Annotated in this window: 18 protein-coding genes; 2 read left to right on the forward strand and 16 right to left on the reverse strand. The window is 57.9% G+C overall.

Annotated elements, in window-relative coordinates:
* Positions 1 to 76: 76 nt before the first annotated feature.
* Positions 77 to 1,471, reverse strand: a complete 1,395-nt coding sequence (locus AB870_RS14100; RefSeq protein WP_167362701.1) for a hypothetical protein — start codon at positions 1,469 to 1,471, stop codon at positions 77 to 79.
* A gap of 524 nt (positions 1,472 to 1,995) precedes the next feature.
* The gene (locus AB870_RS14105) at positions 1,996 to 3,204 is read right to left on the reverse strand and encodes an nSTAND1 domain-containing NTPase (protein WP_047905192.1); all 1,209 of its coding nucleotides are present in this window, start codon (positions 3,202 to 3,204) and stop codon (positions 1,996 to 1,998) included.
* A gap of 655 nt (positions 3,205 to 3,859) precedes the next feature.
* On the opposite strand from AB870_RS14105, the gene AB870_RS14110 reads away from it, so the two are divergent.
* Positions 3,860 to 4,201, forward strand: coding sequence for a hypothetical protein (locus AB870_RS14110; RefSeq protein ID WP_071386880.1), 342 nt, complete (start codon positions 3,860 to 3,862; stop codon positions 4,199 to 4,201).
* 501 nt (positions 4,202 to 4,702) lie between these two features.
* Here AB870_RS14110 and AB870_RS14115 read toward each other — a convergent pair.
* From AB870_RS14115 to AB870_RS14165, 11 genes are read right to left on the reverse strand one after another with little or no spacing between them, the layout of a single operon-like run.
* Positions 4,703 to 5,185 (reverse strand): DUF2514 family protein, encoded by a 483-nt coding sequence (locus tag AB870_RS14115; RefSeq protein WP_047905194.1) that lies wholly within the window; start codon positions 5,183 to 5,185, stop codon positions 4,703 to 4,705.
* Positions 5,182 to 5,670, reverse strand: coding sequence for a hypothetical protein (locus AB870_RS14120; protein WP_047905195.1), 489 nt, complete (start codon positions 5,668 to 5,670; stop codon positions 5,182 to 5,184). The genes AB870_RS14115 and AB870_RS14120 overlap by 4 nt, the downstream gene beginning before the upstream one ends.
* Positions 5,657 to 5,932, reverse strand: a complete 276-nt coding sequence (locus AB870_RS14125; protein WP_047905196.1) for a hypothetical protein — start codon at positions 5,930 to 5,932, stop codon at positions 5,657 to 5,659. Before AB870_RS14125 ends, AB870_RS14120 begins: the two co-directional genes overlap by 14 nt.
* 3 nt (positions 5,933 to 5,935) lie before the next feature.
* A complete protein-coding gene (locus AB870_RS14130; RefSeq protein ID WP_047905197.1) occupies positions 5,936 to 6,238 on the reverse strand; it encodes a hypothetical protein in 303 nt (100 codons plus the stop codon).
* A gap of 21 nt (positions 6,239 to 6,259) precedes the next feature.
* A complete protein-coding gene (locus AB870_RS14135; RefSeq protein ID WP_047905198.1) occupies positions 6,260 to 6,460 on the reverse strand; it encodes a hypothetical protein in 201 nt (66 codons plus the stop codon).
* A gap of 10 nt (positions 6,461 to 6,470) precedes the next feature.
* Positions 6,471 to 7,808 carry a hypothetical protein gene (locus AB870_RS27120; protein ID WP_237169943.1) on the reverse strand — a complete coding sequence of 446 codons (1,338 nt, stop codon included), beginning with the start codon at positions 7,806 to 7,808 and terminating at the stop codon, positions 6,471 to 6,473.
* A gap of 10 nt (positions 7,809 to 7,818) precedes the next feature.
* Positions 7,819 to 8,415 carry a YmfQ family protein gene (locus AB870_RS14145; protein WP_047908213.1) on the reverse strand — a complete coding sequence of 199 codons (597 nt, stop codon included), beginning with the start codon at positions 8,413 to 8,415 and terminating at the stop codon, positions 7,819 to 7,821.
* A gap of 8 nt (positions 8,416 to 8,423) precedes the next feature.
* Complete coding sequence (locus AB870_RS14150; protein WP_047905199.1) at positions 8,424 to 9,536, reverse strand: baseplate J/gp47 family protein; 1,113 nt, start codon at positions 9,534 to 9,536, stop codon at positions 8,424 to 8,426.
* Positions 9,536 to 9,979 carry a phage GP46 family protein gene (locus AB870_RS14155; protein ID WP_047905200.1) on the reverse strand — a complete coding sequence of 148 codons (444 nt, stop codon included), beginning with the start codon at positions 9,977 to 9,979 and terminating at the stop codon, positions 9,536 to 9,538. The genes AB870_RS14150 and AB870_RS14155 overlap by 1 nt, the downstream gene beginning before the upstream one ends.
* Before the next feature lie 57 nt (positions 9,980 to 10,036).
* Positions 10,037 to 10,666, reverse strand: a complete 630-nt coding sequence (locus tag AB870_RS14160; protein ID WP_053059376.1) for a phage baseplate assembly protein V — start codon at positions 10,664 to 10,666, stop codon at positions 10,037 to 10,039.
* Positions 10,663 to 11,754 carry a phage baseplate assembly protein gene (locus AB870_RS14165; RefSeq protein ID WP_047905202.1) on the reverse strand — a complete coding sequence of 364 codons (1,092 nt, stop codon included), beginning with the start codon at positions 11,752 to 11,754 and terminating at the stop codon, positions 10,663 to 10,665. The genes AB870_RS14160 and AB870_RS14165 overlap by 4 nt, the downstream gene beginning before the upstream one ends.
* 16 nt (positions 11,755 to 11,770) lie before the next feature.
* On the opposite strand from AB870_RS14165, the gene AB870_RS14170 reads away from it, so the two are divergent.
* Positions 11,771 to 12,277 (forward strand): hypothetical protein, encoded by a 507-nt coding sequence (locus AB870_RS14170; protein WP_047905203.1) that lies wholly within the window; start codon positions 11,771 to 11,773, stop codon positions 12,275 to 12,277.
* A gap of 171 nt (positions 12,278 to 12,448) precedes the next feature.
* Here AB870_RS14170 and AB870_RS14175 read toward each other — a convergent pair whose 3' ends face one another.
* From AB870_RS14175 to AB870_RS14185, 3 genes are all read right to left on the reverse strand, one after another.
* Entirely contained in the window at positions 12,449 to 12,940 is a 492-nt protein-coding gene (locus tag AB870_RS14175) for a hypothetical protein (RefSeq protein WP_047905204.1), read from the reverse strand.
* 69 nt (positions 12,941 to 13,009) lie between these two features.
* Entirely contained in the window at positions 13,010 to 14,485 is a 1,476-nt protein-coding gene (locus tag AB870_RS14180) for a DNA circularization protein (RefSeq protein ID WP_047905205.1), read from the reverse strand.
* A complete protein-coding gene (locus tag AB870_RS14185; protein ID WP_053059377.1) occupies positions 14,482 to 16,473 on the reverse strand; it encodes a transglycosylase SLT domain-containing protein in 1,992 nt (663 codons plus the stop codon). The genes AB870_RS14180 and AB870_RS14185 overlap by 4 nt, the downstream gene beginning before the upstream one ends.
* Positions 16,474 to 16,549: the final 76 nt, after the last annotated feature.

The raw sequence follows: 16,549 nt of genomic DNA on the forward strand, positions 1-16,549 counted from the left end.
GGTCGTCCGGTGGCGGACGATGCTCCGATCGCGCGAAGACAGGCGTCGCGATTCGCCACGCCGGCCGGCCGGCAACCTAGTCGTGCTGCACGTCAGGTCCGGGGGCCGCGCGACGTTGCGCTGGTAGCGTTGCCTCGTCGCACCGCCACGCCGTGCCCAGCACCAACCCCAGCAGCAGGCCGAAGACGACCGACTCGAAGATCTGGTGCACGAATCCCAGCACAAGCAGTTCGGCAAACGAGAAAAACAGCGCCGTCTCGATCACGGGCACCTCGCCGGCCCACATTCTGGCGAAGCTGCCCAGCACGCGCCGGCGGAACAGGATCGTGGCGTACGCGACGATGCCGAGAAATACCGTCATGCCGACGATGCCGATTTCCGCGATATTGCCGATGTAGCCGTGTGCCGACAGGCTATAGGCGTACTTCTGAATGTTCTCCTGCCAGACGCTCGTGTAGCCCGCGCCGAAGACGGGAGCGTGCGACAGATTTCGGAGCGCGGTATAGGTGGTGAGGCGTCGGGCGAAATCGATTCGCTTTTCCGGGGGAAGTTTGAACTCGCCCGGCACGTCGCCGACGTCGAAGCTCGTATCGGAGGTCAGTCTGCCGAGGTCGAGGTGCGGCTCCGACCCGTGAATAAGGATAGGCAGCACGGCCGCCAGAATGGCAACCGGAATGGCGAACTTCATGTAGCCGAGGAACTGCTTGCGTCGATAGACGCACAGCATGACGGCGACGACGGGAATGGTGAGGAGCACCACGGAGCGCGATTCGCGCAGCGCGTAGAGCGCCAGGAGAAGCAGTGCTGCGCTGAACCACTTGGCGAATCGTGGGCCCGTGAGCCAGTTGGCCATCAGCATGGGGGTCGAAACGCAGAGGAAGATCGCGAACACCGTTCGTATGGATCCGTCCTTGAAGAGCATTGCGTCGCCGCCTTGATAGAAATTGACGACGGCCATCGCCAGGAACGTCAAGATTAGCAATGCGAAGCTATTCGGGAGCCGCTCCAGCCCCTTCTGCATGCCGAGGAGGATGCCCAGGCTGAGCGCGGGCATGACGGACATTACCGCGTAGGCGGCATATTCGACACCGAAACGGGGATTCGCCGTCCACAGCGCCGAGAGCGCCATGTAGAGATACAGCGGCAGGACGATGAGAACGCCCTTTCGAATTGCCGCGACGTCCTGATACCGCCATCCGTAGAGCTTACCTGTCAGCACGATGGCGAGGACGAAACAGATCAGAAGCAGTCGGTATAGATGACCGTAGAGCGAAAGAACGTAACCAACACTGATCAAAAAGAATGCAAGTTCGCAACGAGAGAGGCGCCCCATATTGTCACTTTGTCTTGCAGAATTTTTTCCGAAGTCAGCGTAACGGACGTATCTACACAAGCATAGTGAAAACTTGAAAGCAAATGTGACGAGACGGGGAGACGATCCCGCCCCTGCCGCATGCCCGGCTGAGCGCATTGCCCGCCGGTCGGGTCGTCCGCCCGCGTGCGGTTAACCTGGTATTGCGTTGCGCCCAATTTTGCCTGAACTCGCGGCCGCGCCATTCCCCCCCGCTCGAAAATTCATCATTGATAAAAACAAAAAGCCCCTGACGTCACCGTCAGGGGCTTATCTACTTCTTTGGTAGGCCGTGCTGGGTTCGAACCAGCGACCAAGGGATTATGAGTCCTATCGCCTTTAAATAGACGAAAGAGAAAATGCAGTCATATCAACGACTTGCAGCGACAGCCATCCTCGTGTCGGCTGCATTTTCTCATCTTTCTTAGCCATTTCACAGGCATTATGGACATGTTTTGGTCACAGCGCCCCCGTCGCCGGCCCGGCGAATGATCGGGGCGAAATAATCCTTGTAGACGTCTTCGCGCCACTCGGCGGACGGCGCTAGCACGCCGTATTTGTCGCTGAACAACTGCCGGTCAGGAACGCGGTAGTTCGTGCACATGTTCTTCCCGCCCGAGAATAGCGTCTGCCGCAACGCCGGATTACAGGCCGATATCGGCCTCGGTAATTAACCCTCGACGCACCCCATCCATCAGCACGTAAGGTTGCATGAGCGGATTCACGAAGCGGAAACGATAGCGCCGCGAAACCCCAAACTTTTGAAGCACCGGCCCCCGACTCGTTTCGCAAAACGCGTTCAAGTGCTGCGAAAAGGCCGGGATATCATAATGACGTCCCATAATCTTGCTCATCGGATCTCGCACGTCGGAAGCGGCGAACTGCCCTAGTCCATCCGACTTCGCCATTGCACACGCAAGCAGCACCTGCGGATACAAATTATCCCGAGCGCTGCTCGTAGCCTTGTGATGCGCACTGATCACACTTTGCTGCGCTTTATCAAGCGCTTTTTGCACCGCGGTCTTCACATCCGCCGACGTCACATTCATTCGATGCGCCATGGCTGCCGCCTGAAACGCGTGAAGCGAGAGCAGGTGCGTATAGTGCGGCAGGCCCTGCGACAACTTCGCAATCTGCCCCTTCGCTAAATCATCAACCGTCATTCCGCAGCGCGCAGCCCCACGAGTAACGATCTCGAGCAGTTCATCCACATGCATTCTCGGCATTCGAATTTGCACGAGCGCGCGCTCGACTGATCCATGTTGCTCAATCAATGCATCTACGGAGTCAGCTACCCCAACAAGGATGATCGTGCAGTCTGTCGAGTGGTCAGACAGAGTCTTTATCGTGTCCGCGAGGAGCTTAGTGGTCTTTCGATCTTCAACTCTATCCAACTCGTCAATAACGATGATTGTTTTGCCGATTTGCTGCAAAAGGTGACGCACATCGTCGGGAGTCACATTCTCTTGCAAGAACTGGGCAAGATTGCCGTGCGTCGGTGCTGCTTCGGCGCCGAACCCGATTCCTTGCGATACCCCAGTTCGAATCGGTATCTCGCGAAATATTTTTTGCCAGAGCGACGAGAAGGTGGTCGTCTCATCGCAGTTAATGCTTCCCGACGTAATCTGATTCGCTTGGCCTCGGTACATTTGCGAAATCACCGTTGCTAAGGAGGTCTTGCCGACGCCTCTCTCGCCAAACATCACCACGTGCTGACCTCTCTGCGACACAGCATTTGCCACGTCAGCAATCTGCGAAACACGTCCAGCGAAAAGCGTCGTCTGGTCGATTGGAGCACTCGGGCTGAAGCTTTCTGCAATCAGTCCTAGCTGTTTAGGTACGTCGAAAGACATATTCTCACCAAGTAATCACAAATTTCACCAAGTATATAGCCAAAATTTGCAATCCGCCATCCAGAGCGCGTCGATTGCTGGTTAAGTGCGGGACTGTGTTTTTGTACAGCATTTCATGCTAGTTTACCTCCCTCACCAGCACCACGAGGGAGGCCGCCACACAGCCCCAATGCACTAAACCTGCGTTTCAGGTTGCTCAAGGCCGGTAGTGGGGGAGATCATGCCCTAAGTTTGCGACACTCGATGGGATGCATCATGAAGGAACGGGCAAAGAAAGGCGGCAAAGCGAGGGCTATAGCCCTAACCCCAGAACAGCGAAGGGAAATATCGCAAATCGGCGGACGAGCGCGCGTCGCCAAGATGTCGAAAGAGGAACGATCAGCGCTTGCGCGAGTGGCGGCCCTCGCTCGATGGTCGAAGTCCCGCCAAGCTCAATGAGGCTTCGGGGCCTCGAATCTCCGCCCTTGCGTTCATCGTGTCGAACAGCTTCAAGCATGATATGCTCGTTATCGTTCGAGTAATCGGACACCCCCAATTTGATAGCCGCTCTATGAGCGGCTTTTTTTGCCCTCGCGAGACATCGTGATCGATCAGCATTATTTCCAACACACTGAGCGGTTTCCACCTACAGTGAAATTCTCGTTTGGAGATTGACATGACCTACGATGAAGTGCTGAGCGTCTTCGAGACACTGTATGCCAACGATGAGATCGCACCGCTCGATGACGTGCTTGCAAACTATGTCCGTTGGTTCGCTGCGCAACGGGATAGGCTGGACGGCGATGACATCGCTGTATTGAGTACGGTCGGTGGCGCTCTATTATCAGCGCATCGTAGCTGCGCTCGCAGGCGAGTCCGGCGATGTGGGGAGCGTCAGCGAATTCCGCAACTCGTCCTGGAGATTCATCGCGCCGCGCGAGCGACTCAATGGCATATGTTCCAGAGACGCTGTGCCGATGTGGAAGCCGAAGGGGCACGAGTAGATGGCCAGCGCTAACAACAATGAAATTAGCCGTCAGGACGCAAGAGAACCTCTAATTTCGTCGGCGTGGGGTGAGCAACAGGCGTTGAGCAAATGGAATATTCGGGATGAGAGCAACGCCCATTCCTGCACGCTTCCTCATATCCCACTCGGTTCACGCCATTCGGCCCTTCGATCACGAAAATACTTGATCGGCCCCACTTCCCAGAACGGGAAACATCGATCCCCCACAGATAGCAATATTGCTCATCGTCGCCGCAAACCCAACTTGTCAAGAGGGCGCTATGGCCATTGCAGATTGCGTCGGCCTTTTTGACCGGCCCAGCATGGGCCATCCCGAAAACGCCTACAACTGCAGTACAAAGTAACAGACCACGCATATTCATTGCCCCCCGCCGATTATCTTTCACATTATTTTTCGCAGGACAACTATACATCATGCAAGCGCGCCCGGATAACGTGGGCTAAGCGGTCAGCCAAGGGCGCAACAGCACTAAGCGCTATGCCGGGGTCGCACTACTGAGCAGTCAACGCGTCGTAGCTTCTTTCGCAGGCGAGTCCTGCGATGTGGGCAGCGTCAGCGAATTTAGCGAGGTCTCCCGCAGCTTGGTCAGCCCTACTGAACAACCCAGCGAGCAGATCGAGGGGGTCTGTTCCGCTGTCGGCTGGCGCGCCTGCGCTGGCAGTGGAGGAATTTCGCGCACTTGCGATGTATTCGGCGAGTTGCTTGCGCAGCTTGTCAGCGACAGCATCAGCAGCGCGAGCGTCACTCGTCGCTTGGTCGGCAGATTTTTTCGCATCAATCGATATCCCGGCCAGCGTTTGATTCGTCTGGCGGTAGAGGGTGTTGGCGTCGGTCAGGTCTTTAATTTGCTTGACCTGCATGGAAACGGTGGCCGACTGGTCGGCGTCGTGGTGGCCCTTCCAGTACCCTCCACCGGCAGCCAGTACTACAGCTAGAAGTAGAACGCCCCATACGCGAGGATCAAGCCACGTCATACGGCCTCCGCTGCTCTGTAGTGGTTCATGCCCCACTCGGCCGGACGGGGCTTCCCCGGTTGCCACACACGCAGGTATAGCGCCCACGAGCCCTCGACATCACCCACATCCGGCAACAGCTTCGGATCGGTGTAGAGCAGCAGCCGAGCGCACCCGGCCGCGAGAATGTCGTCGCGCTCGATGGCGTTGTAGATGGCCACAGGATCGTGTGCGACATTGCGAGCAGCGCACAGTTTTACCAGCGCATCGGCGGTCGTGGGGAACAGGTACAGCCCCCAGATGCCGCCACGCGACGCACGCGTACCCTGCTCGCACTGCCACAGGCCGCGTGCCGGGCCCGTAGGCATCTGGCGGCGATACGTCAAGTGGGATTCCTGCAAGCCGATGGATAGCAGCATGACGCGAGCCTGAGGCGTGTCCATTTTCTCCGGTAAAAGTGAGAGCGCCGGAACGATCGCTACGTCGAGCACTTCACTGGGTGTCATGGCCGAGCCTCCCAAAGTGACGGCGCTTGATCTGGATTTGCCAGAAACCCCACGCAGCAGCGATGGCCACGGCAACATTTAACGTGACCTCGGGGGCGCTGTGGCATGCGATCGGCGATCCGATGTTGCCGATTGCCGAGAAGTTCACCAGTGACAGCACGAGCGCGCCGCCGCTGCGAGTAGGTACGCGATGGGTCAGCACAGCCCAAAGCGAGAGCGCGAAAATTACTGCGTTTGCCGAAAAATTGATGATGGCGAGCATGACTTAGCTCCCTAGAATTTTCTGGCGAGCCGCATCCAGCCACTTCGGAATCTGCTGGATAAGACTGCTCACGCCAGATAGGCCGAAGACCGACGCCGCCGCGATCGCAGCCATATGTGTAACGCTGCCTGGCGTGATCGCGTAATACTCCGCCGCCGCTCCTCCTGCAAGACAGCCGATGCCTACGCTCGCTCCGAACGAGAGCCCGCGCTGCCACCAATTCCCCGGAATAAACTTAAGCGATACTGCAGCCCCGAACGCCGCGGAGCCCCCGATTTTTACAAGCAACGTCGTCTGGTCATCCATGGATATTCACCAATTTCTTTATTAGTCACCGGGCTTAATAAGCGTGTCGACCAAGTTCGGGAACAGCTCTGTGACGGTGTTGTAATAGGAGATATAGCGCGCGTCGTCGCTCGGAATGGTGCCTTGGTCGGGGAATGACTCAACCGGTTGAGGTCCGCCGAATACCGAGTCAATTTCGGTTTCAGACGCGTCCGTGAATGCGACAAAAATGGATGTTGTCATGTCGTATCCCTTAGAAGATGTAGCCAACGACCGACATGCTAAACTGCGGCGAACCACCGGTGTTCGTCCACGAGTAGTAGATCGTCTGCGCAACCGAAAGCAGTGCGCGCCATACGCTCCCGTTCCCCACGCTGCCGGTCGCGGAACTCGTTGCCACGATGTAGTTGTCATCCGTCCCGCCGCCATCCCCTGCGATGTGGACGAGGAGCGTCGATGCGGCTGAGGACTGCGGGTTCGCATTCCCAAAGACCTGAATCGCATTCGGCGGCACAGCCGACGAGATCGACAGGGCCGTATATGACGCTTGAGGCGTGGTAGAGGAGAGCACCGTCGCAGGAGGGAATGCTATGTGCCGCCCGCGCTGCAATCCTGCCCGGAACTGGTTAGCAGTCGACGTCGTACCCCACACAGACACTAGACACGAAGCCGTGTAGCCGCTCGGCATATTGGCACCGGCGTAGACCTCCGGCGCAGCGGTCGAGGTAGCGTTCGTTGCCAGGAGAGCCCACGTGGTGGTGGTCGGGTTGTAGATGGCGTAAATCGCCACATACCCCAACGCCGGCGCACTGCCGGTGTCCATGCCTCCAGCACCAGAGACGGTCAGATTGATGACTTTGCTGAATCCAGATGTTGCGTAGGCTATGCCACCGGCAAGCGATGTGGCCGCAACAACTCGATCAGCCGTAAGCGTGAAGGATGAGGCCGCAGCCGTATAAGCGCGCGCGTTCACCGCCCCCAAGGCTGAAGCCACTTGCGAGAATTGAACCGCATGGGTGGATGCCGTCGCCGCAGAAATCTGCTGCGCCCCGCCAGTGCATTCAATCAGGATCCACGCCCCGTTTCCGCTATTGACGTTGGATGCAACAACGTACAACAGTGTTGCGATGCCCTTCGCTGATAGCTCCCCGCTTTGCAATGCCGCCAGACCCATGCCAAGAATCGGCTTCGCGGCCAGACCATCAGGGGCGTACGTCGAGGCACCAGTATTGGCATTCGCAATGCTCAGCACCTGGACGAATCCACTTGAAGGGAGCGCCGTCAGTGGTGGCGTGTTTACTGCCGAGTACGCGTTAGCAGAGCCGACATCAACAAGGACCGTCTTGGTCTGTACCAAACGACGAATCGCCGCCACGACCTGTGCATTGTTGGTGCGATCCGCCACGATGCCGCCAGCCGCGAGCACCGCCATCAACTCCTCCTGAATGGCGTTCCATGCGTATGCCGGCATCCGTGTTGCCGGTGTGTTTGTCGCCGGATTCCCACCTGTGGCTTGGCCTGGCGTGCCGGTCGCGGGCGCGGTATCGCCGCTACCTACGGGGACCGTGTACTGCGCAATCAATCGATCCATGTTGATATGGTCAGTTGTAGTTGAACAAGGGAATGGTGTGAGCCGGCGCATATGCCGAAATCTCACACTGGAGAACGTTGTTGTCCCAGGATGCAAATGGCTCGCCAAAAACACTGCCATCGAACGCGAAATAGCGGATCGAATACGAGGGGGCGTTCACTTGCCACGCAAAAGCCCAGTCCGGTCCGTTCAGAGCATCGCCAAATGACGCTTGCCCAAACACGAACGGCGAGAACTGGGTGATCGTGATCGAATAGCCAAGATTCGCCGCGAGCTGCGTGAAGTACGCGATCGACTGCCCACCAACCGCTGCCAGCCGGGCTATTACCTGAGCCCGCCGCGCCTCTACCGTCGGGGATACGCCAGCGCACGGATCGGGCAGTCCAAGCGTTTGCTCCCACTCCGGAAGCAACTCGAATGCCGTACCCGGAAACGCGTCGATCAACAAGTTGTTTGCCCGCGCGGTGTTTTGCGCATAGACCCCGCTCAACCCACGAAGCACCTTCGTCTGAAGTGCATCCGGATCACGCGGCCACACAGCTCCGCGCGGCATGAGCCCTTGAAATGCTTGGAGGTAATCATCCGATGTGAGGACTGGTGCAAGCATCTGGGTCCTCATGGGTAGGTGATGTTTCCGAGCGTTGGAAGCTGCCCAGTGGTATTCGCGATGTTCCCGACGGGGCTCGTGATGACAAAGCCGCTCGTGCTAGGAATGGAACCGATAGCCGAGTTGATATCTGACATGTCAATCGTGCCGCCGGGCACGCCGTTGGTGCGAAACACACCAACGATGGCCGCCGAGATAGCCGACTTCGTTGCATCCGACGCTCCCGTCAAACCAGTGATCGTGAAATTGATCGGATTTGGGATCGGCGAGCAGACGTAGACGAGGGCAGTGACCGGTTGCAACGGGAATATCGCGTTCGCAACGGTGAGCTGATCTCCTGTTGCCGCAATGCCTCTGGACTGATCTCCGGTCGCCACACCGTCTGTGCCCTGCGGAAACCCACCATGCGAGACCTGCGCATCATCGAGCATGACGTAGACGACAACCGTACCGGCACCGAAGCCATTGCGAGTTACCCAGGCACGAGTGATCCCATTCACCCCAAGAGCCCAGGTTGCGTAGTCCCCGACCGCACCGCCCTGCGGCGTGGCTTGGTAGGCGCTCATTACGCGCTCACTGAAGTCGTCCTCGCTTTCAGCATCCGCACCGCCGGTGAACGCCACACCGGCACTCCCGCTGCTCTGAACACCCGGTATTGCGACGCCAAGCGTAATAGCCGTACCCGCATCACAATTTCCCGACGCACCCACTTGATCGGCTTCGAACGAGACATTCGCCACACCATTCGGCTGAACAGTCGCATCCGCCTGTGAGGTATAGGTAACACCATCCCCTCGGGCTCCAGACGTGCCGGCTAGGATGAGCGCTCCGGGAGTTCCGGGGAAAGTCACCACTCCGGACGCCGCACTGGGGGACTTCTGAAACGTATTTCGAAGTGCCCCCCAAGCCGCAAGGTATTCGCCAGTGGCAGTCCACGGGACCGCTTGCTTCGCGATGTAGTCGATGTATCCGTAGTGAAGGTGCGCAAGACCTGCTTGAACCCGCCCAGTGATCTTCAGGTTCGCGAACCGTAGCAGCGGGTCGGACCCCGGCACATTGGACGCAATATCCGTCGCGACCTGCTGTTGAAGCTCAGTGAGCGTTGGTCGTTGATACGGCATCAGTCATTCCCCTGCCAAGCCCACGTAAAGGTGTTAGGCACGATCGCGCCATCCTGTTTAAATGCCGTAATTTGGGCACCCATCTGCCCTCGGGTGATCCACGACACATTGATATCGAAACGGGCAACGACCTTGTCATCGATCATCCATTGGATGGCTTCGACGATGTAGTCGTATGCCCGTTGCAATGTCTCTTTTGTCTGCTTTTCGCGAAACAGCAGCCACAGCCGAGAGCCGATCGGGCCGGAAGCGACGTCATCTCCCCACCAGCCGCGCGGATCTGTCGTGCCGTCAGGGATGATGTCGTCGACATCCGCCATCCGATCAGTGAACAGGCTGATTAGCAGCGCCGTTGTAACGTCGTTTCCAGTTTCAAGCGACGCGCCATCGAGGACCCAATCGCCTCGGTTAGCTGTGGAATCCCAAACGGTCGACGTATCCATTCGCACTAAACAAAAAAGCCTCCGCAAGGGAGGCTTATAGGTCACTGGGTGCAGCAATCACTGCTGCTGATTCGGTGCATCGCTGGTCACGCTGGAACCACCGCCCTGCACGCCCTTCACCGGGTGCGTGTGGAGGTTCGCAATTTGCCGCATCGCCGCGATGGTGTGTGGGTTGCTGGCGGAATTGTCCTGCATGTCCCCGGTCGACTGCACTAGCGGCGCGTCGATTTCTACGCCGCCCGGCGCCACCAGCTTGAACTTGCCCGAACAGTTCCACGTCACGTCCGACGCGTCGTTTACGACAACCGGCTGACCTTTCGCTTCTACGACGATTCCGCCGGAGGCCGTTAAGTAGACTGATTTCCCGTCCTGGCTGTGGAGAATTGTTTCACCGGGGCCGAGATTCTTGGGACGCGACGGCTGGTGGCACGTTCCAATGACAATACCTTTGGTTCGATCTCCGCCGAGGAACGCCACCACACAATCCGAGCCTTCGGGCGGATGCGATGAAAAGCCGAATTCGGCGATTCTCGGGGAGCCGTCTCGCACCTCAGTGGAGCTCAAAGAAATCTGAACGACCTGAACACCACCCGAGTCGTTCACGGCAGAAAGTAAGGCCCTGGCGAACGCTGTCAGAGCACGCCGGATCATCCGTTGCATCGGACCAACATCCAGTTCTCGTGTCATCGTAGGGGCACCGTTCCAACGAGATCCCCATACTGCGGGTAGAGCAATATCGGTTTTGGCTCGAACGCCTCAGGCGGCATGAGCGTCAATTGCGCATGTGTTCCGGATTCGTCGAGGGTGTAGGTAACCTCAGCGATCATCAAGCGCTGTGGAACGGTGCCCGCCTGATCGCCTGATACTTTAAGACTCGGGATCAACACGTCGATCAGCTTGTTCGGCTCCCAGAGGTTCCCATCGACGTCGCGCCAGTTGTCCACGGTGACGTGGATCACCTCCGCACGTCCTCTGCGCCACGCGACTTCCCATAGTGCACGCTGCTTACCGACCTCCCATCCTAGCTCTCCAGCCTCGGCGAAGATGACTCGCTCTCGCCGGCGCGGAACGTTAGGATCGGTGGCGGTGAAATGGGGCGCAGTGATCGAGGTCAGATCCTGCATGTTGTTCGTGCCCGTCAGCAGGGCCGTTACGTGCGAGAAACGCTGATCCATCGAGCGCTCGGCGCTGGCCGCTTCGATATTGACTCCCTCTTGCACGCCGCTCGCCATCGCTTCTGTGCCCGCGCGTGCGAGAACCATGTTGCCTGCGCGATCTTCATAGACAAGTAATGCGCTGTAGCGGGCGGTGCGTTCGACAACCTCATACGTCGACTCGCCGGGGATGATGTTGATCTGTGGAATCATCAAAAGGCCGTCAACGTCGCAACTCACATCAATGCCGTACACCGCCGCGAGCTGCTTCGCCATCGTGAACGCATTGATGTTGCTCATCTGGCCATTCGGCCACACGGCAGCGCAATCGAGCAGGTCCTGACACTTCCCCCTACCGGTCACACGAATGTCGTGAGACTCAGCGGAGATGCTGGGCACAACACGATCCAGATACCCAGTGATTACGCGGTCATTTCCCAGAGCCAAAACACATCGATCACCAGGAACAGCAATCACGTCTTGGGCCTGCCCTGGGTAAAGCTCGGTCATCTCAAGCTCGAAATCTCCGGGGAACCGCTCGATACCGCGAGTCATTCGCAGTCGCGTCCACCCAGAAAGCAATGTGTCATTGAGCTTGAGCGTAATATTGTCGTCGGTCATTGATAGGAGAACAGGAATGTTGAAAACTTCGGCGGTTGCAATATTCGCGCTTTCGGCTTCATTCGGCGCTCGTGCGATGCCCGTGTTTAAAGTTGTAACTGACACCGCCGTAATTTGCGCTACGGCAGCCGATTTGCATGTCGCTACGCTCTCGCCAGGCGCTCCTCTCCCGGCAACATGCAAACAGGTTGAAGCTGGCTTTGCATTTGAAGCGCTCAACCGGAGCGCCGCTTACGACTGGCCCGACGACGTCACGAAGACGGATTTACTTATCTATGGCCGAGAACTAGCTGGTGCTAACGAGTCCGGAGCCCCTAGATACATCAACATCTTGCGAAGCGCCGCCGCGCCGGTCTTAGACCAGCAAGGTCTACCAGTGGAAGCGAAATGCGATTACCCGCACACCTTTGTCACTAACTCACTGCGCGCAGGCCCCGACGGAAAGCTCTATCTGAAGCAAGGCAAGGTCACTATCAAATGTGTGAACGGGGAAATGCGGCAAACCTACCAGCCGCTAAACTAAGTTTCGATAGTCCACAAAAGAAAAAGCCCCGCTGAGAGGGGCTTTATGTTTCTCTGGTATGTTTACCGGCTCCTACACCCTTAACATTCCATACTGGGGAAAACGTGAGTAATTCTAAGAACCCTGTTCCGAATCCGCAGCCAATTAGGCGCGATACACACGACCACAACTCTAAGCGCCCAACGCCGCCGAGCAACCCGCCGAAGCGATAAAGATGAGCGGGCTGGCAATCGCTGCCAGCCTAATCCAATTCAGCCGGTCAGAGATCTTCACATTTCGGTCGATGGCCTGCTGAATTCTGGATTGCATATTCTCCAATTCGAACACCCTGATCTGCTCGAAAGAGTATTGCGATGGCACATTGAGCAAGTTTCCAGGCTCATTATGCAACTGAGGATACTCCCCAATCGTCATGCATCCGCAGATTAGAAGCCCCGCGAGTACTACGATATACGCGGTAAAAGTCAGGGTTCCGATTGATAGCCACGTCCAGTGATGCAATTCCAGCGCCTTTGCCCCGTAAGCTAATCCTCCGCCGATACCAGCAAAGAAAACGGTCAATGTTGTTGTGCATTGCTTCTCGATTGCTTCCGTCGCACTTTGATGAGCTTTGAAATTTTCGACGGCAGCTTTTTCGATCCAATCGATGCGATCTTTTTCCATTACTCTCCGCCCATTCGGTTTGGCAGCCAGTATACGTGGTTATTTCCCCCGGCCACAGAAAGCCCGAAGTTATGTCGCCAGAGCCTTAAAACTCGTCGGACAGAAGGCCGGATGAACCGGGTTCGCCTGTGTCACCAGCTCACCTTCTCTGGCAACGTCCCGGTAAATCCGGTTCGCCAACACCAACGACGGAATCGAGCTCTTGAACTCAAACGCCGTGATCGCCGCGAGGCCCTGTCCCCTTCCATTGAAGTCGTCGACAACAGCTTGTCGCAACGCCCGAAGGGAAGCGTAGACATCGTCTTCACCTTGATCCGCCGCCAACTGAATCTCAGCATCGATCAGGCCAACGACCGTATCGCGCACGCTGACCGAATCGTCGACCGATGCAGGCTGATAAGTCGTCGAAGTGGTCGCGATCTGCGCGATCGCCGCGCGGCGCAGTAGTGCCCCCGTCGCACTACTCATCGTTGCCTGTGCGGCAGCAATCGGCGACCCCGGAGCAACTACGGGCGGCGTGTAGTTGGCCAAGGGGGTGAGCAATCGAATCGCATCGGCTGGCGACGCCGCAGTGGCAGCGGTAGCCGCCATCAGTCCCTGTGCCGCGTTGCTAAACGAAGTGGGATCTACCCCGGCATTTATAGCCGCTGCTGTCAGCGCCGCCCCTGCCGCCGCGACAGCAGCAACGTTCTGTGTGTCCTGTGCAAGTAGGCTCGCGACAGTCGCCGACTTCGGCGACTTACCGTTCGACCCCGCATAGCCAGAGTTACCACCGCCAAAGAGCCGTCCAAAATTCCCGGCCAGCGTCGATATCGAATTGAAGAACCGGCGCACGCTATGGATCAGGCCGTTCACCATCTGATAAAAGCCCACCGCTACGCTGATCGCCGCCTTGATCACTGCGACACCGGCCTTGATCGCGTCGAGTGTGTTGCTGATGAAACTGAGCAGCGATGATGCATTGAGCGATGAGGCCGCACCGGTCACAGCGTCCTTGGTCGCCGATTGCGCACTCGGATAGAGTCGATCACCGCCGAGGATGAACGTCATGCGTAACTCAACAACGCGACCGCGATCCCATGACGTTCCGATCTCGACTTCGGTGCAATTCGCCTTGATCTCACCCCATGTGGGGTGGACAAGCTTCCCGATACCCGGCGGTTTCGTGTTGTTGACGGAGCCGCCGCGAATCACATTCAGCAGGTTGATCTTCTGCGTGGTGACGTCCCCGCCACCGTAGATCAGGCTGTTCTCGACGAGAAAACCGGTGATCTGCAGGACATTCGTCTTCAGCCCGTTGTCCTCGATCCATGGGCGCGTCTCCTTTTTCGGGTAGGAGTGCACGACCACGTTCCGCCCGAACACGCCACTCTCCGATACAACAGCGAACGGCACACCGTTATAGCTAGCCTTGCGCAGTTTGCTCGCGTAGTCGCCGCTGCCGAATAGGCTCATCAAGTTCTGCGCTGACGAGGCAATTCCCTTGGCGGCGGACGCCACGCCGCCGATACTCCCGGCGACATTCACCACATCAGCTACGCTCACGCCATTTCTCCGATTGCTCGATTACCGATGCTTGCCGTCGCAGTAGCATTACCTTGCGACCGAACCTTCGCCGTTGCGGGACGGCCGTCCTGATGGATAACCACGTCCACATGGACTCGTCCCGCATCGGCAGTCACAGCCGGCGGAGACTGCCCCGGCAAATTGGCAGCAGCGATGCGCGGAGAATTACCGTAGAGGCCAGTACCGCCCATTCGGGCTTGCACCTGATCTACGTAATTCCGCGTCTCTTTGGGAGCGTTCTCAATGCCCTTGCGCTGCAAATTGCCTTGCCCCCAGTTATATCCAGCAAGCGCCTTGCTCAAATCGCCGTCGTTCTGCTTGAGCAGATCCCGATACATCTGGGCAGCGGCCGTGGCTGACTTGGTCAAGTCATTCGGATCGTCTAGCCCGTACTGCCTGGCCGTGGCATCCATGAACTGGAAATGCCCCTTTGCGCCGGCAGGCGACAGCATGTTAGTGCCGCGCCCCGATTCCTGCGCCCAAACGCTGTCCAAAAGACCGCTCGGCAAGCCATATTGAGACTCAAGCCGCGAAAACAGCGCCGATGATTCCGCTGTGGGCTTTCCGCCGCCGGGCCACGGTTGCCCAGGTTTCGCGCGGCGAGATGCAAGATACTCGTCCTCCCCTGAGTTGAGCCCCTCAGAGTGGGTCAGGAGCCAGAGCGGAAGCCCAAGCTTCGCCGCGAAGGGAAACAACCTTGACAGCAAGCCTTTGCCAGCGGCCCCGGCAGCCCCACCAGAACCCGCTGCCGCAGCCCCTGCGGCATCAGCCGCCACCTTCGCTTTTCCAAGCTTCGCCAGTGCGCCGATCGCAAGCGGCACGGTAACCATGGCCAACTGAGTAAGACCCGAAGCAATCGTTGCGATTCCAGCAATTGGTCCCGCAAACGTTATGCCAGCAATGATGATGGCGATTCCCTTGACACCACCAAGCGCGTCAACGAAGCCTGCAATTTGCCGCGCCTTTTTATCCCAATCGACCTGCTCTAACCACTTGGCAAAGCGCTCAACGTACTCCGCAACCTTGGTCGCGACGATACTTCCGTACTGTTCAACCAGGCGTTGCACGACGCCAATTACTCGTTCCAGGGCCGGTGCCATCGCCTCACCGAACGAGTACTTCAGCTTCGTCCCGGAGGCTTCCAGCTTGAGCATTTGCTCGTTATATGCCGCTGCGCGTTTGAGTTGTTCGTCGCCGAGCACCAACCCCATGCTCTTCGCCTTTTCAACGAACGCGTCAATGCCCGATTCTCCCTTCTGGAGCATGGGGAGCAGCGACCCAACACCGAAAACGTCAGCGATTAAAGCCTGCGTCTGAACGTTGCCCTTTTGCTTCACGATCGCATTGGCGACGTCCTTGAGAGCGCGCGTCGCATCGACAGCCCCGTCCTTCGTTCGGTGCAGGCTGATGCCGAACTTCTGCATCATCACGAAAGCGTCTTGATTCCGACCGTAGGTGGCATCCTCGATGGTCTTGCCGAGCGACTTAAGCGAGCCTGTCATCTCGTCGGCCGAAAGACCCGCAAGCTTTGCGGCGCCACGGTATGCCTGAAGGTCCACCGTCGAGACGCCGATGGCAGCAGACGTCTTCAAAACCTCTGCACCCATCTTGCCCCACTCGTTCGTCATCAGTGCAATGCCTGCGATCGATCCGAGGCCAGCAATGCCCGCCAGCGGGGCGACGATACCTAGCAGGCTCCGGCTAGCGTCGGCCGCCGCATACCCAATGCGTCGAATGCCACGTGCGACTTTGGTTACACCGGTTTCATCGCCCAACGCCTTCAACGATCGGCCGACGTCGGCGAACGGCTTCCGAAGTGTTGCCGCCGCCTCGTTCATCTTCTTCGACGACGCCGTCACACGGTCTATCGGCTTCGTGATGCGCTGCATCGACGCTTCGATGCGCTTCGCCACCGCCGACGCCCTATCGGCCGCCGTGATGGTGATCTGATACGCGTTACCTGCCATCAGTCCTCCACCTCGGCTTGACGAATGCGTTTAGCCTGATCTCTCCACCAGGCTAGTTTTGAAAGCGATAGTCGCT

Source organism: Pandoraea faecigallinarum (assembly GCF_001029105.3).
In the GTDB taxonomy this organism is placed as follows: domain Bacteria; phylum Pseudomonadota; class Gammaproteobacteria; order Burkholderiales; family Burkholderiaceae; genus Pandoraea; species Pandoraea faecigallinarum.